The organism is Luteolibacter ambystomatis, assembly GCF_018137965.1.
GTDB classification, from domain to species: domain Bacteria; phylum Verrucomicrobiota; class Verrucomicrobiia; order Verrucomicrobiales; family Akkermansiaceae; genus Luteolibacter; species Luteolibacter ambystomatis.
Window position 1 is genome coordinate 2,166,125 of record NZ_CP073100.1, and the last position, 24,004, is coordinate 2,190,128.

19 protein-coding genes and 1 tRNA gene are annotated in these 24,004 nt (G+C 62.8%); 14 read left to right on the plus strand and 6 right to left on the minus strand.

From position 1 onward, the window contains the following. Nucleotides 1-38: 38 nt before the first annotated feature. On the minus strand, nt 39-6,791 hold the full coding sequence (locus KBB96_RS08285; protein WP_211634222.1) for a beta strand repeat-containing protein: 6,753 nt from the start codon (nt 6,789-6,791) through the stop codon (nt 39-41). Between the two features lie 476 nt (nt 6,792-7,267). Beyond that, nucleotides 7,268-7,357: transfer RNA gene (locus KBB96_RS08290), tRNA-Ser, on the minus strand. A 108-nt stretch (nt 7,358-7,465) separates the two neighbouring features. On the opposite strand from KBB96_RS08290, the gene KBB96_RS08295 reads away from it, so the two are divergent. From KBB96_RS08295 to ispE, 4 genes are all read left to right on the plus strand, one after another. Beyond that, the gene (locus tag KBB96_RS08295) at nt 7,466-7,933 is read left to right on the plus strand and encodes a hypothetical protein (RefSeq protein ID WP_211634223.1); all 468 of its coding nucleotides are present in this window, start codon (nt 7,466-7,468) and stop codon (nt 7,931-7,933) included. 145 nt (nt 7,934-8,078) lie between these two features. Then, complete coding sequence (locus tag KBB96_RS08300; protein WP_211634224.1) at nt 8,079-8,540, plus strand: MarR family transcriptional regulator; 462 nt, start codon at nt 8,079-8,081, stop codon at nt 8,538-8,540. Nucleotides 8,541-8,681: 141 nt separating this feature from the next. After that, nucleotides 8,682-9,284, plus strand: a complete 603-nt coding sequence (locus KBB96_RS08305) for a laccase domain-containing protein (RefSeq protein ID WP_211634225.1) — start codon at nt 8,682-8,684, stop codon at nt 9,282-9,284. Beyond that, nucleotides 9,281-10,120 carry a 4-(cytidine 5'-diphospho)-2-C-methyl-D-erythritol kinase gene (gene ispE / locus KBB96_RS08310; protein ID WP_211634226.1) on the plus strand — a complete coding sequence of 280 codons (840 nt, stop codon included), beginning with the start codon at nt 9,281-9,283 and terminating at the stop codon, nt 10,118-10,120. Before KBB96_RS08305 ends, ispE begins: the two co-directional genes overlap by 4 nt. A gap of 254 nt (nt 10,121-10,374) precedes the next feature. Here ispE and KBB96_RS08315 read toward each other — a convergent pair whose 3' ends face one another. Both KBB96_RS08315 and KBB96_RS08320 read right to left on the minus strand, forming a co-directional pair. Continuing rightward, complete coding sequence (locus tag KBB96_RS08315) at nt 10,375-10,998, minus strand: hypothetical protein (protein ID WP_211634227.1); 624 nt, start codon at nt 10,996-10,998, stop codon at nt 10,375-10,377. Between the two features lie 120 nt (nt 10,999-11,118). Continuing rightward, on the minus strand, nt 11,119-11,391 hold the full coding sequence (locus KBB96_RS08320; RefSeq protein WP_211634228.1) for a DUF2917 domain-containing protein: 273 nt from the start codon (nt 11,389-11,391) through the stop codon (nt 11,119-11,121). Nucleotides 11,392-11,544: 153 nt separating this feature from the next. Between KBB96_RS08320 and KBB96_RS08325 the strand changes: the two genes are divergently transcribed. Next, the gene (locus KBB96_RS08325; protein ID WP_211634229.1) at nt 11,545-12,978 is read left to right on the plus strand and encodes an aminotransferase-like domain-containing protein; all 1,434 of its coding nucleotides are present in this window, start codon (nt 11,545-11,547) and stop codon (nt 12,976-12,978) included. A 60-nt stretch (nt 12,979-13,038) separates the two neighbouring features. Here KBB96_RS08325 and KBB96_RS08330 read toward each other — a convergent pair whose 3' ends face one another. Next, nucleotides 13,039-13,500, minus strand: coding sequence for an SRPBCC family protein (locus KBB96_RS08330; RefSeq protein WP_211634230.1), 462 nt, complete (start codon nt 13,498-13,500; stop codon nt 13,039-13,041). Between the two features lie 305 nt (nt 13,501-13,805). On the opposite strand from KBB96_RS08330, the gene tig reads away from it, so the two are divergent. After that, nucleotides 13,806-15,137, plus strand: coding sequence for a trigger factor (gene tig / locus KBB96_RS08335; RefSeq protein ID WP_211634231.1), 1,332 nt, complete (start codon nt 13,806-13,808; stop codon nt 15,135-15,137). 144 nt (nt 15,138-15,281) lie between these two features. On the opposite strand, the gene KBB96_RS08340 is transcribed toward tig, so the two are convergent. Further along, nucleotides 15,282-15,515 (minus strand): hypothetical protein, encoded by a 234-nt coding sequence (locus tag KBB96_RS08340; protein ID WP_211634232.1) that lies wholly within the window; start codon nt 15,513-15,515, stop codon nt 15,282-15,284. On the opposite strand from KBB96_RS08340, the gene KBB96_RS08345 reads away from it, so the two are divergent. The 8 genes from KBB96_RS08345 (at nt 15,514) to KBB96_RS08380 (ending at nt 23,971) form a co-directional block, all read left to right on the plus strand. Beyond that, a complete protein-coding gene (locus KBB96_RS08345; protein WP_318971852.1) occupies nt 15,514-16,170 on the plus strand; it encodes an ATP-dependent Clp protease proteolytic subunit in 657 nt (218 codons plus the stop codon). The two genes, KBB96_RS08340 and KBB96_RS08345, sit on opposite strands and share 2 nt — an antisense overlap. A gap of 233 nt (nt 16,171-16,403) precedes the next feature. Beyond that, nucleotides 16,404-16,820, plus strand: coding sequence for a hypothetical protein (locus KBB96_RS08350; RefSeq protein ID WP_211634233.1), 417 nt, complete (start codon nt 16,404-16,406; stop codon nt 16,818-16,820). Between the two features lie 89 nt (nt 16,821-16,909). Further along, on the plus strand, nt 16,910-17,986 hold the full coding sequence (locus KBB96_RS08355; protein ID WP_211634234.1) for an acyltransferase family protein: 1,077 nt from the start codon (nt 16,910-16,912) through the stop codon (nt 17,984-17,986). 141 nt (nt 17,987-18,127) lie between these two features. Then, entirely contained in the window at nt 18,128-19,411 is a 1,284-nt protein-coding gene (gene clpX / locus KBB96_RS08360) for an ATP-dependent Clp protease ATP-binding subunit ClpX (RefSeq protein ID WP_211634235.1), read from the plus strand. Nucleotides 19,412-19,474: 63 nt separating this feature from the next. Next, nucleotides 19,475-20,704: a S41 family peptidase gene (locus KBB96_RS08365; protein WP_211634236.1), complete on the plus strand. Its 1,230-nt coding sequence runs from the start codon at nt 19,475-19,477 to the stop codon at nt 20,702-20,704. Nucleotides 20,705-20,813: 109 nt separating this feature from the next. Then, nucleotides 20,814-21,842 (plus strand): tRNA (adenosine(37)-N6)-threonylcarbamoyltransferase complex transferase subunit TsaD, encoded by a 1,029-nt coding sequence (gene tsaD, locus KBB96_RS08370; protein WP_226373676.1) that lies wholly within the window; start codon nt 20,814-20,816, stop codon nt 21,840-21,842. Nucleotides 21,843-22,032: 190 nt separating this feature from the next. Beyond that, on the plus strand, nt 22,033-22,665 hold the full coding sequence (locus KBB96_RS08375) for an HAD-IA family hydrolase (RefSeq protein WP_211634238.1): 633 nt from the start codon (nt 22,033-22,035) through the stop codon (nt 22,663-22,665). A gap of 151 nt (nt 22,666-22,816) precedes the next feature. After that, nucleotides 22,817-23,971, plus strand: coding sequence for an OmpA family protein (locus KBB96_RS08380; protein WP_211634239.1), 1,155 nt, complete (start codon nt 22,817-22,819; stop codon nt 23,969-23,971). Nucleotides 23,972-24,004: the final 33 nt, after the last annotated feature.

Below are 24,004 nucleotides of genomic sequence, written 5' to 3' on the forward strand. Positions count from 1 at the left end.
CGAAAGGAGGTTGGAAGGATCGATCGGAGCGGCGGAGTTCAGGGGACTTCGTTGACGAGGTAGAAGCGGGTGGTCACCGAGGGATCGGCGGGCGAGATACTGGTGAACGGAGCGCCATCATCGATCCATTGGGTGCGATTGGCGTTGGCCTGGATCGGCACCGGGCAGTCATACCAACTGTTGGGAGCCATGGTGGCGCTATAACGGACGCGGTACCAGTGGCCGGGGATGGAGTCGAACTCCAGCAGAACGGTGCCATTGGCCAGTTTGACGATGCGTGGTTGGACGCCCGGACCGGGAGGACCGGCGACAGCAGACACGGGCAGGATCTCCACCGTCAGGCCCGGATTGAAGGGATTCGGGAAGGTGCGGGTGCTGGTGTAGAAGAGGAGTTTGACGGGTACGGTGGCATCAACGGCCACTGGATAGGCATAGTCGACGTAAGGATCCGGAGTGAGGCTGGTGGCATTGTAGAGACGCAGGCTCGGATACGCGGCGATGTAGGAAGCGTAGTCGACATGCACGCGGAAGCCATTGATCGGCAGAGGCGTGGTATTGGTCACGTTGACGGTCAGTTCGAAGAGGCCGGTCTGGCGGTTGAGCACGCCGGTGGTGCCGACCTGGGCCGGGGTCGGCGTGAGCGTGCCGACGGAAACCGGATCGGTATCGCTGTTGTTGCCGCTGACCGGATCGGGGTTCGAGGAGGAAGCCGTGGCGGTGTTGTTGATGACCGTCCCCGTGGGCACACTGGCGCCGACCTGGGTCACGACTGTGAAGGCTGCGGAGCCGCCATTGGCCAGCGTGCTGCGGGTGAAGGTCACCGTTCCACTTGCTCCCACCGCCGGATTCAAGATGTTCCAGCCGCCGGGAGCGGTGGCGGAGACGAAGACCATGTTCGCGGTCGTCGGGAAGGAGACGCTGGGATTGGCCGCGTCCGCCGGACCGAGGTTGCTCAGCGCGAGGGCGAAGGAAACGATGCTGCCCTTCGGCGCGGTGGTGGGCGTGGCGGTCACATCCAGCGCGAGATCGGCATTCAAAACGAGGGTATCGTTGTCGGTGGCGCTGTTGTTACCGGGATTCGGATCGGTGACGCCCGCCGGAGCCGCGACGGTCGCGGTGTTCGACAGCGTGCCGGAGGCCGAGCCGGAGATGGTCGCGCTGACGGTGTAGGTCACGGAACCGCCCGCCGGGAGATTGACCGCGGCATTGATATTGCCGGAACCGGAGGTCGCCGGAGGAACGCCACCGCCCGCACCCACTGCCGTCCAGGTGCAGGTGAGCGAAGCCGGGAACGTATCGGCGACGGTGGCACCGGGCGCATTGCTCGGGCCGGCGTTGCTGGCGGTGATGGTGTAGGTGACGGAACCTCCCGGCTGGGCGGTGGTGACACCATCGGTCTTCGTGATCGAGAGGTCCGCGCTCGGAGTGAGGGTGTCGGTATCGGTGGCGCTGTTGTTACCGGGATTCGGATCGGTGATCCCCGCTGGCACGGCGATGGTGGCGGTATTCGACAGCGAGCCGGTGGCGGCGGCAGAGATGGCTGCGTTGACGGTGTAGGTGACCGAGCCGCCCGCAGGGAGATTGACCGCGGCATTGATATTGCCGGAACCGGAGGTCGCCGGAGGAACCCCTCCCCCTGCTCCCACCGCCGTCCAGGTGCAGGTGAGCGAAGCCGGGAACGTATCGGCGAGGGTGGCACCGATGACGTCATTGGGACCGGCGTTGCTGGCGGTGATGGTGTAGGTGACAGAGCCGCCGGGCGTGGCGGTGGTGACTCCATCGGTCTTGGTGATCGAGAGATCCGCGAAAACCGGAGGGGTTTTAACAAGTACCGCGTCATTGCCGAGGCCATTCCCATCGGTGTATTTCACCGTGAAACCCAATCCTGAAATATTGGTCGCGGCATTCTCCGCCAATCCCGAGAACGTGCCGGTGATGGCGTCGGACAAATCGTTGTCCACGATCTTGTGGACGGTGTTGTCCGCCGGAGTGTACCCGCCGAGCAAGCTCGCATCCAGCACCGCGGAGTTCAGATTCACGGTGCCGGTCACGCCCACCTGGCCGAGCTGCCCCGCACCAGTGCCCGAGATCTGCGTGGTGAGCTGGCCGCTCGCCGCGAATGCCAGATTGCCGGAAACCGTGAGCTTTCTGGAAGCGAGATTCAGCGTCCTCAGCGTCACCGTCGGAGCGGTCGCCGTCATGTCGCCGGTCATTTGCAGGGAGGTGACCGAGATGTTGCTCCCGGCTGTCGGCCCGGTGTTGGAAAGGACGCCGCCGTTGGACTTGATGGTGTCCAGCGTCATCGGTCCGCTGGTCAGGTTCGTCTTTCCGGCACCGTCCAGCACTCTGGCATTCAAGGGCGCGGTGCCGGTATCGATGGTCTTGCCCACCGCCAGGGTGAGGACTCCCGCTCCGGCGTCGCGCTGGGCGTCGATCACCCCTGCGGCGAGGACATCGTTGGCCGTGAGGTTCAGGATGCCGTTGTTGGTGGTGATGTTGGCATTGATCAGGATGCTGCGCCCGGCCTGCAATGTCAGCGTCCCCGCACCGGTGCCGGTGACATTGATGGCATCGGTGACGGTCAGGTCGGTATTGGCCTGGAGGATCAGGTTCGTGCCGCCACCGATCGCATTGGCGATGAAGGACGGGTCCACCGTAACGGTGGCGGTTGGCTGCGAGGAATAGATCAGCGAGCCGGGACCCGTGCCGGTGAGGAGGCGGACCTTGCCATTGGCCTCTTGATTGAAGCCAACGAGCACGTTGCCGTTGTAGATGTCCTCCACGGCATACGAAGCTCCACCGAAGGTGCCCGCGCCCATCACGCTGTTGGCGGCGCTGATCGTGCCGGCATTGTTGGAGGTCTTGCCGGTGGTTCCGCTCACCCACGTACCCGCGCCGACCGTGTTGGCACCGGAGTGGAAGTTGGCGGTTACGAGAACGAAGTCGCCGCTGGCGAGAATCCGGGGATTGTCATTGATCGGATTTCCGTTGCCGGGCGTGGCGATGGAGAAATTACCCACCTGGTCCTGCGTGGTATTGCCACCTTGCGAACCGATGATGCTGTTCGATGCATCGATCACACCTTTCACCCCGGTGGTGCCGCTACCCCATGTCACGTGGCCGGCGTAGGTGTTCCAGGAATTGGTGCCGATGACGTAGTTGCCATTGGGAAGGATGACTACGGTGCTGTTGTTTCCGATTTTGTCACTGGCATGCGAGCCGACCAAGCTGTTGCCGGAGCCCACCACGCCCACGGTCGTGCCATCACTCTTGCAGAACGTCACCGCACCGGCATCGGTCGCTCCCCCATCCCAGTTCGGGCTGCTGATGAGGAAGTTCCCGCTCGGCAGTGCATAGCCGCCCTGGTAGCCGCTGCCGACGTTGTCATTCTGCGAACCACCGACGAGGCTGTTCGTCGCGGAAACGGGATTGAAGCCCCCGGTCACGTCGCGGCCATTGGTTCCGTTCACCCAGGTGACCGCTCCGGCGCCGGTCGCTCCACCATTGTTGAAGTTGGAAGCTTGCCCCCAGCAGTTGCCGTTGCTCAGGGCCTTCAGATTCTGGCCGATGTTGTCGCTCGCCGAGACACCGGTGATCTTGTTGACGGTATCGATCGTTCCCACCAGGTGGCTGCCCGCGGTGGCTCCGTTGCCCCAGACGAGGGCACCGGCGCTGGTGTTGCCTCCCACGGTCAGGTTCGGGATGCCGCAGACGTAGTTGCCGTTGGTCAAGGCGATGAGAGGGTTGTTTCCATCCGCGATGCTCTGGAACTGGGTGGTGCCAACGAGGCTGTTGGTGGCATCCACCACGCCGTTCGTTCCAGTGGCACCATTGCACCAGGTGATGGCGCCGCGGGTGCCATTGAATCCTCTCGCCCGGATCACGTAATTGCCGTTCGCAAGAACCGTCAGTCCGCTGATCGAACCGACCGCGTCCCCCACGCCCGGTCCGGAAGTAGCTCCCACCAGGCTGTTGGCGGAGGAAATGTTGCCCACCACGCCGGTGCTGCCGCTGCCCCAGGTGGCCGCGCCCTTGCCATTGAGGGAGAAGCCGCCGTCCCCGCCGCCGGACCACACCGGGCTGCACACCACGTAGTTTTTGCTGGCGATGGTGTAGGTGGTGGAAACGGTGCTACTACCATTATAGTAGGAGCTCGTCTGGGAACTGAAGACACCTCCCAGGCTCACGCGGTCTCCCGTGTTGCTGGCGTCCGGCTGGCCGGGGGTCACGCCGGTGGTGCCTACAAGGCTGTTGCTCGTACTGATCACATCGCCGAGCAACGGAGCATTGCCACTCATGAAGGTGGCCGCACCGCGGAAGCCGCTGAAGTTCGGGCTGGAGATCACGATGTTGCCGTCGCCGACCTCGATGACAGCGGAGCCAAGGCCGAAATTGCTGCCGCTGCCGACGTTGTCGCCGAAGGTCGTGCTGCCGTTGCCGCTGGTATGCCCCACCAGGCTGTTGGCCGGACCCGCCAAGCCGACCAGACCGGTATTCGGATCACCCACCGCCACCGCGCCGCGGTTGGTTCCCCAGAACGGGCTGGCGATGACATACTTCCCGGTGCTCAGGATCAGGACGCTGCCCCCGCCGAGGGAGGATGCGCCGAGCTGGTCACCGGCATTCCCCATGTAGGTGTTCGTCGCATCCACCGAACCATCTTGCAGGCCGACAGGCGGGCGGCCGGTGGTTCCCACGCACAACGTGAGAGCCCCCTTGGGCGTGCCGAACCCTCCGCCCTGTCCGAACTGCGCGGAATAGAGGAGGTAGTTGTGGTTCGGCAGCACGAAGATCTGTCCGCCGAAGTTGTCGTTCACGGTGGGGCCGACCATGCTGTTCGCCTTCGCCACCACGCCCACGGTGGCGGTCGCGCTGTCGCAGAATGTGACCGCTCCCGAATTGGCAGGACCACCGCTCCAACTGATGCTGCGAACCAGGTAGTGGCCATTCTTCAAGTCCGTCACCAGATGGCCGGTGCTGTCATTGGCATTCGTGCCGATGATCGAGTTGGAGGCACTCGGCTGAGCGACCGCAACCGCGGCCGGTGGCAGTCCGGTGGCACCATCCAGCAGCATCGCGAACCCACGGCGGCCGTTGTAGCCCGGAGCAGCCAGGACGTAGTTGCCATTGCTCAGCTTCGTCGCATACGGTGGTTGGCCCGCGAAGGAATTGGCGGGAAATTCGCCGGGATCGAAACCGCCGGTGTGTGTGGTGACCGCCATGATGCTGTTCGCGGTTCCCACCGTGCCGGAAACGCCGGTCGTGCCGTTCACATAAGTAAGCGCCCCCCTCTTGCCGTTCGCATCCTGGCTGATCACATAGGCATTCGCGCCGAGATTGATGATGTCCGCTCCCGTATAAAATCCGCTTTGATCCACTCCCCCCAGGGCATCACCTGCCGCAGCTCCGAGAAGGGTGCTGACCAGCGCTCCGGTCTTGCCGTTGTAAAGGTAGATCGCTCCGCTCGAAGTCCCGTTCGTGTCGTCACCCGGATCGGTCACCACCACGTTGCCCGTGGAGAGCGGCTGCACGCGGACGCCGAAGTTGGAGCCGGTGGGCGTGGGATGAGGATCCACCAGTTCGCTGAAGCCGATGCTGCCACCGCCCGCCGCCGTCTTGATCTCAATGAACTTCGGGTCCAGCAGCAGCGTGCCTGGTTTGCCACGCGGCGCCGCCGCATCCGCCCGCGCGCCATAGGCGAGCTCGCCCTTGCCGGACGCTTCGATGAACCCGCCATTGCCGCCTTGCTCTCCGCCGCGCGCGCTCAACTGTCCCGCCGCCTCGGTGCGGCCATCGGACCACACGACGATCTTGCCGCCCGGACCGGACACCCGCGCGTCCGCCACGACGCTGGTGGACGGATTGACGTTCACTTCGCAGGCGTTGGAAATCCCGGGATTCGCTCCCTGCTTGTCGCCGCCGATGAGCACCTCGCCACCGCCATAGGAACCGCTGGCATCGATGCGCGCCGCCGCCAGCTTGAGTCCGCTGCCCAACACATGGACGCTGCCACCCTCCTGACCGGTGGCCTCAAGGGTGCCGCTGGTGAAAAGCACCGCGCCTTTTTCCCCGTTATAGGTAATGCGCCCGCCGCGGCCGTTCTCCGAGCGCGTGGAAACGCGTGCGCTTTCCGCCTCCGTGTATTTGCCGGAATAGTGGACCGTGACCGTGCCGCCATCGCGCGTCCCGTTCGCCTGCAGGCGGCCATATTGGTACATGTTCCCTGCGGAGAAGCGGACCGCGCCGCCGCGCTCGCCGGATGCATCGAAGGTGCCGCCGGTGATCACCACGGGCGCATCGCAGGTGATCTCCCCGCCACTACCGTCCGCTTGCGCGCGAACATGCGCCGTAGGCTCCGTCACGAGTTGCTCGGCCAGCCGCAGGCGCAGCGCCCGCGTATGCAACTTCCCCGTGAGCGTAAGACGGCTCGCCTCGATCGCCAGCTCGCCCTCGGCAGAAAGATCCTCCACGATCAAACGGCTGCCGTTCTCCATCTTCACGCCGTGCAGCTTCGCGGCGGAAACGTCCCGCAAGGCCGGATCATAGTGGGCCGAGGAGGGATCGCTGGAACGCTCCCAGCCTTCACCCCTCAAGGTAAGAAAGCCGCGCGCATCCTGCGTGCAACGGATCTCCGCTCCGGCCGGTGCCGTAAGGGAGAGGGTTCCATTTCCGCCATCGAAACGGGCCGAAATGTCTGCAAGGGCGTTGCCCGCGGGGGCGAGAAGGAATGCGGTACAAACAACAGGGAGATGAGCACGCAGGAATGTAAGATTGCACGGCAATGTTTTCATGACAGCGGATTCCGGGAGTTTCAAACGGGGCTCGCACCAGGCCGGGGTCATGCAAGGGAACTGCAATGCGGAGCTTCAAAAGAAGCGGTTTGCAGGGAACAAAGACCTCCAGCCCATTCTCAGATGGAAAGGTTTTTGATTGGTTTCCTTCAAGTCAAAATTGCTGTTGAAAGTGTTACATAAGATTCCCGAATCATTCTGATGATGCCACGGGTCATCTTGATCCTTTCGCATCGACACAGCACGGAGGACAGGGAGCTCACCGTTCCCCGGAGCGGGAAGGATTGCCTCCGCTTTACTCCCACCCCGCCAATCTGCATGCTTCGCGTGAGTCCTCGCACGCCGTCGCCAACGGCTACCGCAGACGAACCCTCAAAAGGCTTCACTTCGTTCTGCAGGAGTTCTCGTCCCACCATTCGCTTTTCCGAACCGGGAAAACCGTACAAAAAAACCGGCCATCAGGCCGGCTGTTCATTTGGCGGAGCGGGAGGGATTCGAACCCTCGGTAAGGTTTCCCCTACGCCTCTTTAGCAAAGAGGTACTTTCGACCGCTCAGCCACCGCTCCGTTGCTTGCGCGGGAGGGTTGAACCACAGGTGACGATGATCGTCAACATCCGCGCGTGGAAAATTCATCGGCTTGCAGGAGAGGTCGGACGCACGCACCTTCGGGACCATGAACCGGACCCTGGGTTTCCTTCTCCTCGCTACCGCCGCCACCCTGCTGCCCGGGTGCTCATTGTTCCATGAAAAGCCGAAGAAGGAGGAGAAACCGAAGGAGCCCGCAACCAAACTGGTCGGACGGGTGGCTTCCATTTCCGGGGACAAGAAGTTCGTGCTGATCCAGAGTTACGGAAATTGGGAGGTGCCGACCGGCGCGATCCTGGCCACCCGCGCGGGTGAGAACCGGGTCTCGAACCTGCGGTGCAGCGGTGAAAAACTGGGCCAGTTCGCCGCAGCGGACATCCAGGGAGGAATGCCGGAGGTGGGGGACGGTGTGCTTTACACCCCGCCGGTGGAGGAAACCACCCCGGTGAAGCCCGTGCCGGAACCAGCAGATGATAAAAAGAAACCCGTGGAAAACATCCCTCCGGCACCCTCCACGACCTTTTTCCGCCCTTGCGGGACGACTCAAACGGCGTAATTTCAAAAACTTGGACTCCCGATAATCAGGAAGTCTTAAATTTTCGCAGTTTGGAGTTGATTACTATTTGGCATCCCTGCTAGTTTTCCTCTCGCAAAGGCTGTGCTCCCTTACTTGTCCCGAAGCATGAACACTAAAACCAGCCATGAAACTGAGCACATCGAGCGCGTCGAGCGCGTCGGTCCAGGCCGATGCGGATCGTCTCGCTGACTTCGTCTTGTTTACGCAGCGAAGCTGCATCCTGAACCTGTCGTCCGAACTCAACAAAGGAAACGTGTCATTCCCCCAGTTCTTCCTTTTGACGTATCTTTCGAGCGAGGAGTATCTGACGATGTCGGATATCGCGAAGAAGATGGGCCATTCGACCGCCGCGGCCACTGGCCTCGTCGATCGGCTGGAGAAGCTGGCGTATGTGGAACGTGTCCACGCTGCCGAAGATCGTCGCAAGATCATGGTGCGTATCACCGCCAAAGGCGCCGAGCTTGTCTCGAAAATGCGCAAGGAGATCGCCAGTGACCTCGCGGGTATCCTCGCCGGTATGGATGAGGACGAGGCGGAAGCCGTCGAACACACCAAGCGCGCCATCAAGGGCCGCGCGATCGCGTGAGCGTCGGATCCCGCTGACGAAAGCTTGGCGGATCCCTCGCGCCTCCGTTACGGTCGCTCCGTGACGGAGGCGCCCCCCTTTTTGGACCCAATCAATTCCCTGCCCGGTTTCCGGGCGACATGGATTCCACGCATTCCCGGGGTGGCGGTGGAGGACGCGGACCGCGATGAAGCGATGCGCCGCCTGCGCCCGCATCATGAGGCCGCGGTGGCGGCCTTCGGAGGAACTTCCCAAACGTGGTGGCGGGCCGAGCAGGTCCACGGCATCGGCGTGGCGGTGGTTCCCGGTGCGGAAACGATTCTTGCCCCGGATGGACTGCCGGTGGTTCCCGGCATGGACGGTCTGGTGACGAACACCCCCGGCACGGTGCTGGCCATTTACGTGGCCGACTGCGGCGCGATCTGGCTGGCCGACCAAAGGACCGGTGCCTATGGCCTGCTGCACTCCGGCAAGAAGGGCACCGAGGGGAACATTTTCCAAACCGCGCTGGAGGTGATGGCCCGTGAATACGGCACGCGCGCGGAGGATGTCACCGCCGTGCTCGGTCCGTGCATCCGCCCGCCGCACTATGAAATCGCCTTCGCCGAGGAAATCGGCCGCCAGGCGGAGCAGGCCGGGCTGGCCTCCTTCACCGATTGCGGCGAAGACACGGCGGTCGATCTTGCCCGCCACTACAGCTACCGCATCGAGATGGGCAAAACCGGCCGCATGATGGCCCTTCTCACCCGCGATCTTCTCCGATGATCCAAGTCAAAGCTCCCGCCAAACTCAACCTGTCCCTGCGCATCCTAGCCAAGCGGGACGACGGCTTTCACGCGCTGGATACCCTGATGATCCGCCTCCCGGAACTAGCGGACGTGCTCACGATTTCGGAAGCGGAGGCTTTCGTGTTCACCTGCTCCGATCCCACGGTACCGGGCGATGAATCGAATCTGGTGGTGAAGGCGGTGCGCGCCTGGGAAGCCGCCAGCGGACGAAAGGCGGAATGCTCCATCCATCTGGAAAAACACGTCCCCCACGGCGCGGGCCTCGGCGGCGGCAGCAGCGATGCGGCCACCGCGCTGGCGGTGGTGAATGATCTGCACGGCTCGCTCCTGCCGGTGGAGCGCTTGATTGAAATCGCGGGCACCTTCGGCTCGGACATCCCGTTCTTCCTCATGCCCGGCGCGGTGCGCTGCACCGGTCGCGGTGAAATCCTCGAGCCTGCCCCCTCCCCGCCCGCGCTGCCGGTACTGCTGCTGAAGCCCGCCTTCGGCGTCGCGACTCCGGATGCCTACAAGCGTTGGAAGGATTCCCTACCGCTGCCCGGCGTGCGTTACGACGCACAGGTGTTTCCGTGGGGTGAACTGGTGAATGATCTCGAGCGGCCCGTGTTCGAAAAACACCGCCTCCTCGCCGAGGTGAAGGAATGGCTGCTCAATCGTCCGGAAGTCGCCGGAGCATTGATGAGCGGCTCCGGTTCCACGATGTTTGCCGTACTTCACGATCTTACGGATGCGCGGACCGTGGCCGATGAGGCGCGAATGGAACTCGATCCGGGCCTGTGGTCATGGGCGGGGATGACGGATGGCGAAGAGTGATGAATGATCCTATCCTTTCGCACCAACGGTGCGGTCCACAACAGCCCAGGATGAAATCCTAGGTTACGTCGCCTGATCGGAGTGCGTCCTGAAGGGACGCCCCATACGCCAAGGAGACTGTGGGATGATTGTGGCCGGACAAACCCATGCTCCCTTCGATGCATGGGGCGCTCCTTCAGAGCGCGGGCATTCCTCCACCCCCACCAGGGGTTTCACCCTTGGCTGGCATGGGTCGCACCGTTGGTGCGCGGAATTCAACGCACGTTGCCAAACGGATTGGAGCCACCACCTTTGGAAGACGAGCCCGAACCGGAAGACGGAGCAGCCCCGGCACCGGAGGACGAGGGTGCCGCCGGAGTGCCTGCGATGGCCTCCTCTTTGAAATAGTTCGTCACCTTCTTATAAGCGATCTTATCGGAAACACGGGTGCAGGCGGTGCCATCCGCGGATATCTGATACTGCATGGTTTTACCATCGGGCTTGGTGACGAGGATGGCGGTCTTGTCACCATCGGTCTTCCACCGGCCGAAAGTCTCACGGGTCCTCCAGAACTCGCTCCACAAGCCATCCGCACGGAACTCAACGGTCGATCCCCCGGGTTCGCACCACTTGGTTCCGCTGCAGAGAGGATTGCCGTCTCCCTTCAGAGCCGGGGCGGTGGCGGCTGCTGCCGGAGCGGCGGCGAGTGCCTTGATCTCTTCACGGATCGCCGCGGCTGCCGCCAAATCGCCGTTCTGCACCTGGGCTTTGGCCAAGGCTTCCAGCTTGGTGCGGTATTGGTCATCGAGGGTTTTCTTCTGGGCCGCGTAAGCCGCCCGCGCCGCGGTCAGGTCCGCTCCCGGCGACGGCTCGGCATGACATGGGAGAAGCGACAACATGCAAACACAAGCAAGAGACGAAAGAATGGACCATTTCATTGGGAGACAACTGCATGCCTACAGAGCAAAACCGCCGCTGAATTCAAGCCGCATGCATGGAAATCCAATGTCCCGGTCGGCTCACTGCACCACCGCATCCTCCAGCGCCTCGATCACCACGCGTTCCTGCCGGGAGGGAACGTAGGCTTCGCCGGCACGGAGGACGATGTCTTCCTTCCGGCGGTCGGAGGTGAGCCACACCAATCCCCGCACGCATTGCAGGGATTGGCCGGGGTTCAAGCTGCGGGAGGTGGTGGTGCGGTTCGCGAGCCTCACCGGGATGGCCTCGGCGCGCGTGCAGGAGCGGTTGCCGATCCATCTCCAGAAGTCCGCGAGGGGTATGAGCGCGTTCATGGGCGGAGGATCGCACCTCACCGCCCCGCCCGGTAGCCACAGGCCGCTTGATTTCCGACCTGTACAGGCTTACACCTTGGAGTCACTGTACAGCATGAAAATCCAGCCACCTGTACGTGTCGGTGATCCTGCCAATCCGCCTACACTCCACCTATGAGCACCAGCACGGAACAGCCGCTCTACCTCCGCATCGCCGACCGCCTCGAAAACATGATCCAGGCCGGCACGCTGCGCGCGGGCGACCGCATCCCCTCCGTGCGCCAGTTCGGCCAACAGCAGGGCGTAAGCGTGCCTACCGTGATGCAGGCCTATACCCTGCTGGAAAGCCGCCGCTTGATCGAGGCGCGGCCGAAGTCCGGCTTTTATGTCACCGCGCGGCTGGCGAAGTCCCTGGTGGAGCCCTCCCTGCCCCGCCACAAGCCCACCCGCGCCTCGCTGGAGGGACTTTCCTCCGTCTTCAATGCCGTGCGGGACACCAATGATCCGCGCCTCGTCCCGCTCGGTTCCGCCGTGCCTTCGGACGATCTCGTTCCATTGGAAAAACTCGCGCGTGCCAGCGCCTCCATCGTGCGGCGGAATCCGGCGGCCACCTTCCGCTACGATCCCGCGCCGGGCAGTCCGGCGTTGCGGAAGGAACTCAGCCGCCGTTCCATCGACTGGGGCTGCGCCTTCGAGCCGGACGATTTCATCGTCACCGTGGGGGCCAGCGAGGCGCTGCACCTCGCACTCATGGCCGTGACCAAGCCCGGAGACACCGTGCTGGTGGAATCCCCCGGCTACTATGGCACCCTGAGTTTGCTGGCGAAGCTGAAGCTCAATGTCGTGCCCGTCCCCGCCTGCATCTGCGGGCTGGAGTTGAACGCCGTGCGCGAGGCGGTGAAGAAATACGATGTGGCGGCCATGCTGGTGATCCCGAATTTTTCGAATCCCGCGGGCGGTTTCATGAGCGAGTCGAACCGCCGCACGCTGCTCCAGATCGCGGACGAGCATGACATCCCCATCGTGGAGGATGACATCTACGGCGACCTCCCGCACCAGGGACCGCGCCCGCCGTGCCTGAAGGCGCTGGATCGCAGCGGCCGCGTGCTACTATGCGGATCGTACTCGAAGACCCTCGCCCCGGGCCTGCGCGTGGGCTACCTCGTCGGCGGGCGGCACCATGACCAGCTGATGGAGCTGAAGAACACGCTCAATCTCGGCGGGCCCGCGCTTTCCGCCATGACCGTGGCCGAGTTCCTGCGCTCCGGCGGCTATGACCGCCATCTGCGCAAGCTCCGGGAAGCCTACCGCCTCCAGACCTGCCGCACCCGCGAGAAAGTCGCGGAAACCTTCCCGGAAGGCACCCGCGTCAGCAATCCCGAGGGCGGGCTCGTGCTGTGGCTGGAGCTGCCGGAGCAGGTGGACGTGCTCGATGTCTATCGCGAGGCGCGCGCCGCCGGGATCAACTTCGCCCCCGGCACGCTGTTCTCGCCGCAGGGATTGTTCCGGAACTGCCTGCGCCTGAGCTGCGGGAATCCCTGGACCCCGCGGATCGAAGAAGGCATCGCCACGCTGGGCGCGATCGCGAGGAAGCATGCGGAACCCTGATCTACCGGCCAACTGAGGTGGCAACACTTCAGCCGGCCGGATTTCAATAGGAATCTCCTCTCACATCTGATCCGGAATCTCCGGCTCGGTCAGCTTCGCGAGCAGTTCCAGCGATTCCTGCCAGCCCATGTAGCAGGCCTCCACGGGAATCATGCCGGGAATGCCCTCCTGGGTGATATTCACCTCCGTGCCGCAGAATACCTCCCGCAGTTCCACGGTGGTGATCATGGTGCCGGGCAGATTCGGGTCCTCGAACTGATCGTCGTAGCGCAGGCGCTCGTTCGGCACGAGTTCCAGGAACTTCCCGCCGAAGGCATGGCTGCTGCCGGTGTTGAAATTGGTGAAGCTCATCCGGTAGGTGCCGCCGACCTTGGCGTCCATGTGATGCACCTTGCCGGTGAAGCCATGCGGCGGCAGCCACTTGGCCATCGCATCCGGATCGATGAAGGCGCGGTAGATCCGCTCCGGCTTGGAGCGCAGGACACGGTGGAGACGGACGGTATTGGTATTTTCAGTGGTCATGGTGGTTTGGAATGGGGTGTTTCATCTAGACGACGAACAGCCCCGGCGCATCAGGACAATTTTCGTGAAAATTTTTCCTTATGATCTTCCCGGCACCACGCCCACCTGAGTGGACAGCCTGATTTGGACAAAACCTTTTCCGGAAAGATTCCCATCCGGAATCGCCCGGGCTGCCTTGGATTCCCTCCCGCCACGGCCCCGATCCCCCTCCGGATTGGGGCGGAATGGCGAATAACCCGGTTTGACAAGCGCCCCGGAGCGGCCCTAGCTTCCGCCCCCGGCCGTACTGCGCCGGTCCCGCCACCATGAACATTGTTGTCGAAAAGCAGCCCAAGTGCGTCGCCACCCTCCGCGTCGAGATCCCCGCCGAGCAGGTTTCCGGCGAGCGCGAGCGCATTGTCGCGGGTTACACGAGCCAGGCCAAGATCCCCGGATTCCGACCGGGCAAGGCTCCCCGCAAGGTCATCGAAAAGCGCTACGAAAAGGAAATCAGCGAGGAACTCCGCGACCGCCTGATGCAGGAAGGCTGCGATGAAGCGCTTCGCAAGGAGTCGCTGAAGGTGCTGGACTTCGGCGTGCCGGAATCCACCGAGTTCACCGCGGACGGCGGCTTCGCCTTCTCCACCCGCATCCTTCTCGCCCCGGAAATCACCCTGCCGGAATACAAGGGCATCACCGTGAAGGTTCCCGCCGCCGCCGTGCCGGACGAGGAGCTCAACAAGCAGCTCGAAGGCCTGCGCGAGCGCTTCGCCGATTTCAACACACTGGAAGGCCGTGCCATCCAGACCGGCGACTACGCCGTGATCGACTACACCTCCACCACCGAGGGCAAGCCGCTGGAAGAATTCCTCGGCAAGTCCGCCGGTTACCTCGGCGGCCGCGAAGGCTTCTGGGTGCGCGTGAACGACGAGTCCTTCCTCCCGGGCTTTGCCGCCCAACTCGTCGGCCTGAACACCGGTGACAGCAAGGACGTCACCGTGACCATCCCGGACGATTTCCCGCTCTCCGATCTCCGCGGCAAGGAAGTGACCTTCGCCGTGACCGTGAAGGAGATCAAGGAAGCCGTGCTGCCGGAGCTGGATGACGAACTCGCCGCCAAGCTCGCCCCGGGCAAGACCCTCGAGGAGATCAAGACGATCATCCGCGACAACATGGAGCGCGAGCGCCGCCGCCAGATCGATGACATGAAGGTCAACCAGATCGTCGAGCACTTCAACAGCCTCGTTGAATTCGACGTGCCGGAAGAACTCCTCGCCCACGAAACGCAGAACCAGGCCGATGCCATGGTCCGCCAGGGCATCCAGTCCGGCCTCAGCGAGGACGAAGTCGCCGCCCAGCAGACCGAGATCTTCGAGAACGCGGGCAAGCAGGCGAAGTCGAACATCAAGACCAACTTCATCCTCCAGGAAATCGCCCGCGCCGAGAACATCAGCGTGAACGACCAGGAACTGGTGAACCACCTCGTGGCCATCGCCAACTCCCGCAAGCAGGCTCCGAAGAAGTTCATCCGCGACCTCCAGCGTTCCGGCCGCCTCCCCGGCATCCGCAACTCGATGCTCGTCGGCAAGGCCATCGACTACGTCGTCGAGCAAGCCAAGGTCGAGGAGACCGACGAACCGCTCGTCGCCGAAGCGTAAGCTTTGCAAAGCAACGTTCTTTTCCAAAAGCGCCGTGCGGAAACGCCCGGCGCTTTTTGTTTGAAGATTTTTAGCCGCAAAAAGGCGCAGAAAGCGCAAAAAGGAAGAGCATCAGTCGCCGCCTGCCGATCTCATGGTCATCCTTCAAAAGAAGAAGTCTGTAAATCGACGTTCGAAAAAACTGCGATGGAAAGAGCAAGTCCTCCAAGCTAGACCCATCTCTTCCTTTTGCGTCTTCTGCGCCTTCTTGCGGCTAAAAAACTCTGAAACCTTCTCACCAAGAAAGTCCGAGGAAGGGCCATTGACATTGCAGACGGGCGCGCCAAGGTCGGGGACAACGATGAACATTTCGCAGACGCCGAACATTTCGTCCGCCATGAACCCCATGATTCCCCAGAACAGCTACTACGTTCCCGTCGTCATCGAACAGGACGGCCGCGGCGAACGCTCTTTCGACATCTACTCGCGCCTTCTCAAGGACCGCATTATCTTCATCGGCACGCCGATCGATGACTTCGTGGCCAACTCGGTGATCGCGCAGCTCCTGTTCCTCCAGATGCAGGATCCGAAGAAGGACATCCATATTTACATCAACTCCCCCGGCGGCTCCGTCACCGCGGGTCTCGCGATGTATGACACGATGCAGTTCCTCACCTGCGATGTGAACACTTACTGCATCGGCATCGCCGCCTCCATGGGTTCCGTGCTCCTCACCGCCGGCACCAAGGGCAAGCGCTACTGCCTGCCCAACTCACACGTGATGATCCACCAGGTCTCCGGTGGCGCACAGGGAACCGCTTCCGATGTCGAGCGCACGATCAACTTCATGTTCAACCTGAAGAAGCGCCTCAACGGCATCCTTGCCAAGCACTCCGGCAAGACCGTCGCCGACATCGAGCGCGATTCCGACCGCGACAACTACATGAGCGCCGAAGAATCCGTCGCCTATGGTCTCGTGGACAAGGTGCTCGAGAGCCGCAAGCAGCTCCCGGACGCGGTCCTCTCCGCGATCGAGGAGAAGAAGGAAGGCTGAGCCGATCTCCATTTCCACAAGAAGCGCCGGGTGCCACCACCCGGCGCTTTTTTGTGCATTGTAGTCGAAAGCTTCGCTTTCGAATGGTCTCCGCCAGCTCTGTTGGCGGTGGCCGGCAGGGCCGAACGGTCTCCAATCCCGAAGAGGGAAAGCGGAGCTTCCCCCTACATTCCAGCCAACGATGACACGTTTTGTTCTACAGCTCCATGCCTCGCATTCTGCTATAAACAGGAATGGACCACGACGATCTCGAATACCATCTGGCCCGGCAGCAACACCTCTTATCGCTACTGGAAAAGGTCCATTCTTGGGATCACGACGACACGAAGATCGATGTGGAGATCCTAAATGAACTCGCCGCAGGAACAGTCGATCCCAAAATCTGGAATGCCATTCTGGAAGTCTGCGGGAATATCCATCATCCGGTTCTGAAAAACCGTCTCGGTATCGCGATCTTCGAGTTGCTGGCGGAGCCACCCGTACATCCGATATGGCTCTCCACCCTCGAGCGACTGCTGGCGGATCCGCAGCGGCAATGGATCGTGGAGGAAGCCTACGTAAACAGCCCGGATGAACTGTCCCGGCACTTGAATGAAATAATCTCGGAGCGCATCGTGCCGCCTCCCCGTGGTGGTGCATTCGGATGCTGATCCGGAGCCGATGCCGCTCGCGCGCTACATAATTCCTCCTTGCTCTTCCGCCACGAGGACGGCGTCTTTCCCTCACAGCCTCGCCACCCGTGTCCGACTCCCCCTCCGCCCGCCATTTTGCCGCCCTCGATGGGTTCCGCGGCGTGGCGATCGTGCTGGTGATGTGGAGCCACTTCATCACGGCGGGCGGCATCGTTGACAAGGGCAATGCCTTCTTCCGCTTCCTCCACGGCGGCTTTGTCGGCGTGGACATGTTCTTCGTGCTCTCCGGTTTCCTCATCACCGGCATCCTGCTGGATGCACCGAAAACCGGGGCACGTTACTTCTCCGTCTTCTACCTGCGGCGCGCGGTGCGGATCTTCCCGCTCTACTATGCCGTGCTCATCGGCGTCTTCCTCACGCGACCAGCGGGACCAGATTCACCGTGGTGGTACTGGCTCTTCGCCTCGAACATCGGCGCCACGCTGAAACACGATTGGCTCGTCTCGCCTCCCGGTGTGAATCTCAGCCACCTCTGGTCGCTGGCGGTGGAGGAGCAGTTTTATCTGGTCTGGCCGCTGCTGGTGCGGTTCCTGCCAAGACTCACTCTGGAGAAAATCTGCCTCGGCTGCCTGGTGATCGCACCGATGACCCACTTCGCCCTGCATTTCTCCGGAAATCCGGTAGGCGCGTATCTCTTCACCCCTACGCGCCTGAACACCCTGGCCGCGGGAGCATGGCTGGCGATCCTTTATCGCGATCCGATCCGCTGGGACCGCTGGATGGCGCGCGCGCCCATGCTCGCCGTCGTCACCGGCTTGGTGATGCTCGCGGGCATCCTGTTCCCGGAGCAAGTCTCGCTGGTGCCGTTCTCGCCGTTTTTCTGGGGGGCGCTGCTGATGCTGGCGCTGCGACCGGCCTCACCGGTGTGGCGGATGCTTTCCGGCCGGTGCTGGGTGGTGTTCGGGAAATTCAGCTACGGGCTGTATCTGCTCCACTACCTCTTCGATCCATGGCTGAAAGGACCGGTCTATGAATGGATCGCCGTCCACACGCCCGGGCCGCCGGTGGTGCCGCTGCTGGCATTCGTCCTGGCCGGTTTCCTCCTCACTTTCGCTGCGGCATGGTTGAGTTGGCAGGCTCTGGAGCGCCCGATGCTCTCGCTGAAGCGGTTTTTCCGCTATTGAAGGCTTACGACTACGTGCATTTCCGCAGATTCCGGTTCCAAAATCCCCCTTCCCTTTCCATTCCGGAATTTTCTCATTTCGCGCAGCGGATGCTGGAGTAATATCGCCAGCACCGAAGGGAGCTCCCTTCCACCCGATCCTATGGCCCGCGCTTCCAATCTCACGATGTGCTCCTTCTGCGGAAAGAGCCACTCCGAGGTCAAAAAACTGATCGCCGGACCGGGCGTCTACATCTGCAACGAGTGCATCGAGGTCTGCTCGAATATCCTGGAAAAGGAACTCGCCGGCACCACCGGCAAGACCAAGGGCGGGGCCGACAAGGCCGGATTCCGCATCCCCTCGCCCGCCGAGATCCGCGACCGCCTCGATGAGCATGTGATCGGCCAGGAGCACGCGAAGAAGGTGCTCTCCGTAGCCGTTTACAATCACTACCAGCGTCTCCGCCAGGACGCCGCGAAGCTCGGTGATGAGTTCAAGGACGTGGAGATCGAGAAGTCGAACATCCTCCTCCTCGGCCCCACCGGTTCCGGCAAGACCCTGCTTGCCCGCACGCTCGCCCGCGTGCTGGATGTCCCCTTCTGCATCGTGGATGCCACCACGCTCACGGAAGCCGGCTACGTCGGCGAGGACGTGGAAAACATCATCCTTCGTTTGCTCCAGGCTTCCGATTTCGATGTCTCCCGCGCCGAGCGCGGCATCATCTACGTGGACGAGATCGACAAGATCGGCCGCAAGACCGAGAACGTCTCGATCACCCGCGATGTGTCCGGTGAAGGCGTGCAACAGGCGCTGCTCAAGATTCTCGAAGGCACTGTCTGCAATGTGCCGCCGCAGGGCGGCCGCAAGCACCCGCAGCAGGAATACATCCAGGTGAACACGGAGAAGATCCTCTTCATCTGCGGTGGCGCCTTCGTGGGCTTGGAAGACATGGTCCGCCGCCGCCTCGGCCGCAATACCCTCGGCTTCCACGCGGACAAGGATGGCGAGGACCTCGACAATCCGAACGTCAACATCCTCGAGAAGGTCCAGCCGGAGGACCTGCTGCACTTCGGCATGATCCCGGAATTCATCGGCCGCCTGCCGGTGATCTCCTCACTGCGCAAGCTCACCGAGGACGAACTGATCTCCATCCTCACCGAGCCGAAGAACGCGCTGGTGAAGCAGTACGGCAAGCAGCTCGCCATGAACGGCGTGAAGCTCCGCGTCACCCGCGATGCCCTGCGCGCGCTGGCCGAGGAGGCCGTCCGCCGCGGCACCGGCGCGCGCGCGCTACGCTCCATCTTCGAGCGACTGATGCTGGACGTCATGTTCGACGTACCGTCCCGCGGCGACATCGAAGCCGTCACGATCAACCGCCCGGTGGTGCAAGGCGAACGCTCCCCGCTCATCCGCCGCCGCAGGGCGGACCAGGAAGACGCGGCGTGATCCGGAAACGCGCGGGACAAAGTCCCGCCTTCCCTCCCCTAACGGGCCACACTATGAAAAGCCATGCGCTCGACAGCCGTGGCTTTTCTCGTTTCACAGATGGTGGCATTCGCCGACCCGGCGGCGGATTCCCCCAGGCCCGCGGACTCCGAGGACGCGGCCTATCCGGCGATCGAACGTTTCGTGCAGGTGCTGGAAACCATTCGCAAGCGCCATCCGGATGTGGACAAGGTCACCTACGACCGCCTCGTGAATCATGCGCTGGAAGGCATGCTCGCCAGCCTCGATCCTCATTCGTCGTTCATCCATCCCGAGATGGCCGCGGCGATGCAGAAAGGCGAGGTCGATCCACATGTGGCGTCTCTCGGATTCACGTTGGGGATTCGTGATGACGGGCCTTACGTCGCGGGCGTGGACACCCGGGGTCCTGCCGCCACGGCGGGATTGCTTCCAGAGAGCGGCATTCTCCAGATCGATGGACAAGACGCCAAAGAACTCTCACTCACCGACCTGCTGGCCCGGCTGACACGTCCGCCGGGAGAAATCTCGACGTTCAGCGTGAAGTCGATCGACGCCCCGAAGCCCAGGGACGTGAAGCTCACCCACGTGGTGGTGGAAACGAAATCGCTGCCGGAGAGCCGCCTTCTCGATCAAGCGAAGACCACCGGCTATGTGCGCCTCGCCCAATTCGGCGCGGGTTGCGCGAAGGAGATGGAAGCCGCGCTCGATGATCTGGAGGACCAGGGCATGAAGTCGCTCATCTTCGACCTGCGCGAAAATGGCGGCGGCAGCCTCGATGAAACCGTGAAAATCCTCGGCCTGTTCGTGCCGCCCTCGACTCCGGTTGTCACCACCATCGGCCGCGATGGCCTGATCGGCTCGGCCTTGAAAACGCCGGACCGCCAGCGCCGCCGCCGCGACTATCCCATCGTGGTGCTGGTGGACCGCATGTCCGCCTCTGCCTCCGAGCTCACCTCCGGCGCGCTGCAGGACTTGAAGCGCGCGAAGATCGTAGGCGAGCAAAGCTACGGCAAAGGCTCCGTGCAGAACATCATCCCGATGGGCGGCGGCACCGCGCTGCGTCTCACCATCGCGCATTACCACACCCCCTCCGGACGGACGCCGCACGGAACAGGTATCACGCCGGATGTGGTGATCCCCTTCAGCGATGAAGACCGCGCGTGCTTCGATCTCTACCGCCACAAGGACTCGCTCAAACCGGAGGAAGCCGCCCGCCTCGCCAAGTGGAAGGACCCGGTGATGGAAGCGGCGCTGAAAACCCTCATTCCTTAAGACGAGAACCACGAATCGGCACGAATTTTCACGAATGGGACGAGATTCAGAAATTCGTGTTCATTCGCGTCCATTCGTGGTTTTGGATTTCGCCCGACTCCGCCTCCCAGTGAAGACCCTTCTCGCCATCGAATCGTCCTGTGATGAAACCGCCGTGTCCATCGTGCGCGGCGAGGATGGCGCGCCCACGGAGATCCTCGCGTCCGAGATTTCCTCACAGATCGAGTTGCACCGCGTGCACGGTGGCGTGGTGCCGGAACTGGCTTCACGGAATCACTCGCTGAGATTGAGACCGCTGGTCGAGCAGGCATTGGATCACGCGAAGCTGAAGGTGGCGGACATCGATGCCTTTGCCGCCACCACCGGCCCCGGTCTCGCTTCTTCGCTGCTCATCGGCAGCACCGCCGCCAAGGCACTCGCCTGCGCGACGGGCAAGCCATTCCTCGCCATCAATCATCTCGAAGGCCACCTGCTCTCGCCCTTCGTCGCCGAGACCCGCGTGCCACCGCATCTCGCGCTGATCGTTTCCGGCGGCCACACGCTGCTGTTGGAGGTGAAAGGTCCGGGCCAGTACCGCAAGCTCGGCGGCACCCGCGACGACGCTGCGGGTGAGGCCTACGACAAGGTCGGCAAGATGCTCGGCCTCCCCTATCCCGGCGGTCCGGAGATCGAAAAGATCGCACACGAGGGTGATCCCTCCACCTTCGACTTCCCACGCTCGATGCTGCACGATCCGCATCACGATTTCTCCTTCTCCGGTCTGAAGACCGCCGTGCTCTACACGCTCCAAGGACTCGGCGAACCCTTGGAGGTCATTCAGGATCGCCGGACCGTCGCGAACCTCTCCGCCTCCTTCCAACAGGCCGTCATCGAAATCCTTGTCGGCAAGACCATCAAGGCCGCCCGCAGGCACGGCCTCAAGCTCATCGCCCTCTCCGGCGGAGTGAGCCTGAACCGCACGCTGCGCGAGGCCTTCGAAGCCGCCTGCCGGAAGCACGGCTTCCGCCTCGCCGTGGCTCCACCCGCGATGTGTACGGACAATGCGGCGATGATCGCCTTCGCCGCGCTGCTGAGACATCTCGGCGGCGAGTCGAGCCCCTTGGACGCGGACATCGATCCAAACCTGCGGCTGGCATGATGGGCCATTGGCTCACACTCCGATGATTCTGAGAAGGGACCACTCGTAAAGGCCGGGGACGCCGTCTTTCTTTGCCCCGGCAGGGGCAAAGAAAGAATCATGAGCGCTCCCTTCAGAATCAGGAGCGGCATGATGTCACCTCTTCCCCATTGACCCGGGGGACAGGGTGGGGTTTTCTTTGCAGAACGTCATGGCCTACCGCACCTTCATCTTCGACTTCGACGGCACGCTCGCCGACACGCTCGAAGAATCCCGATTGATATACAATCGCATGGCCCCCGACTACGGCCTGCGGGAAGTGGGCCAGGATGAACTCCATCACCTGCGCCACCTGTCTCTAAAGGAACTGCTCGACCACCTCGACATTCCGAAGCGCCGCGTCCCTTCCCTGCTCGCCCGCGGAACCGCGCTGATGCGTGCGAATATCTCGAAGCTCCAACTCATCCCCGGCATGGCGGAGGTCCTGCCACAACTCCGCAGCCGCACCCGCAGCTTCGGCATCCTCACTTCAAATGCCACGGCGAACGTCGATCTCTTCCTGCGCGCCCACGGCCTGCGCGACCTGTTCGATTTCATCTCCTCCACCTCGAAACTCACCGGCAAAGCCAAGCACCTGCGCGCGATCCGCAAGACCTTCTCGCTCGATGCGGATGAGATGATCTACGTGGGGGACGAGATCCGCGACATCAAGGCCTCGAAGAAAGCCGGTGTGCCGGTGGCCGCAGTGACGTGGGGATTCAATTCCGCGGAATCTCTGGCCGGTGAATCCCCGGAACACATCCTCACCCGCCCGGACGAGTTCCTGGGCCTCGCCGGAGCCTGAGTGCAACCCGGACGGATGCGCACGCCATTCGGCAATATGAGGACTGTCGTCCCATCTCCGCCGTGAATGTACCCCGGCGGCGGCGCCATCGGTCCGGGATTGTCTCGCGCACGATTGACACATCCGCGCCGCTCCTCCAAAACCTGCGCCCATGACGGAACCCGCCGCCCCGACTCCTTCCCCCGCTTCCCCGGCTCCCAGCGCCACGGTTGCTCCGTCCGCTCCCGCTCCGGCACCGGTGGCTCCTCCCGTGGTGGTTCCTGCGGCTGCTCCTGTCGTGGAAGCACCCAAGCCCGCCGCCTCCCCGGCCGTGCTGGTGCTCGGCTTCATCATCATGGCACTGCTCGGCGCGATTCTCGCGGTCAACCTCAAGCCGAAGGCCACCACCCCCGAAACCTCCTCGGACATCGCTGCCCGCATCAAGAAGGACAGCGAGGCCCTTATTTCGATGAACAGCCGCTCGCAGGGCCAGATCACCGAGCGCGACTCGCAGCTTCTCTCGAAGACCAAGGAGATCATCGATCTCGAGCGCACCAATCAGGTCCTGATGTCCCAGTACGCCACCGCCAAGGCGGATCTCGAGCGCGCTCTGGCCAACAGCGGCTCCATCGACATCACCAAGCGCCAGCTCAGCGACGCGCTCAAGCAGGTGGATGGCCTGACCTCCGACCTCGCGAAAGTCCGTGCCGAGCTCGCCTCCTACGCCAACCGCCCTGACCCCGGTGACGTGAGCGACCTCCAGCGCCGTCTCGATGAGGCGCTCCGCGCGAAGGGCTTTTACGAAACCAAAGCGAAGGAATTGGAAATCAAGCTCGCCTCGCTGACCGCCCAGCCCGCCGCGCCATCGCGTCTCTTCGCTGCCAGCGAGAACGAACTGCTCCCGAATGCCGTCGCCCTCTTCCGCGGCTTGCGCGAATTGGAGGGCCGCAGCGACAGTGAGATTCTCGCGGCCTACACCGGCTTCAGCCAGACCTTCGGTGCCGCCGTGGTTTCGAACGTCAATTTCCCCACCGGCTCCAGCACCCCATCCCCGGCGGACGATGATGCGCTCCGCGCCAAGGTTCGCACGGAACCGGATGACGGCCTGCTGCTGGTCGTCGGCTACGCTTCCAAAACCGGAAACGTGGACGACAACCGCACTCTGTCCTCCAACCGTGCCACCGCCGTGGCCAACTCCCTCGATGCGGCCAAGCTGCCCGGCCAGAAGGTCCAGGCCGTCTATCTCGGCCAGACCGACCGCTTCGGCAGCAGCCGCCCGGAGCGCAACCAGATCTGCGAAGTCTGGCACATCCGCACCAAGAACTGAGGGCATCCCCCCGGTCTTGATATTTGACTATTG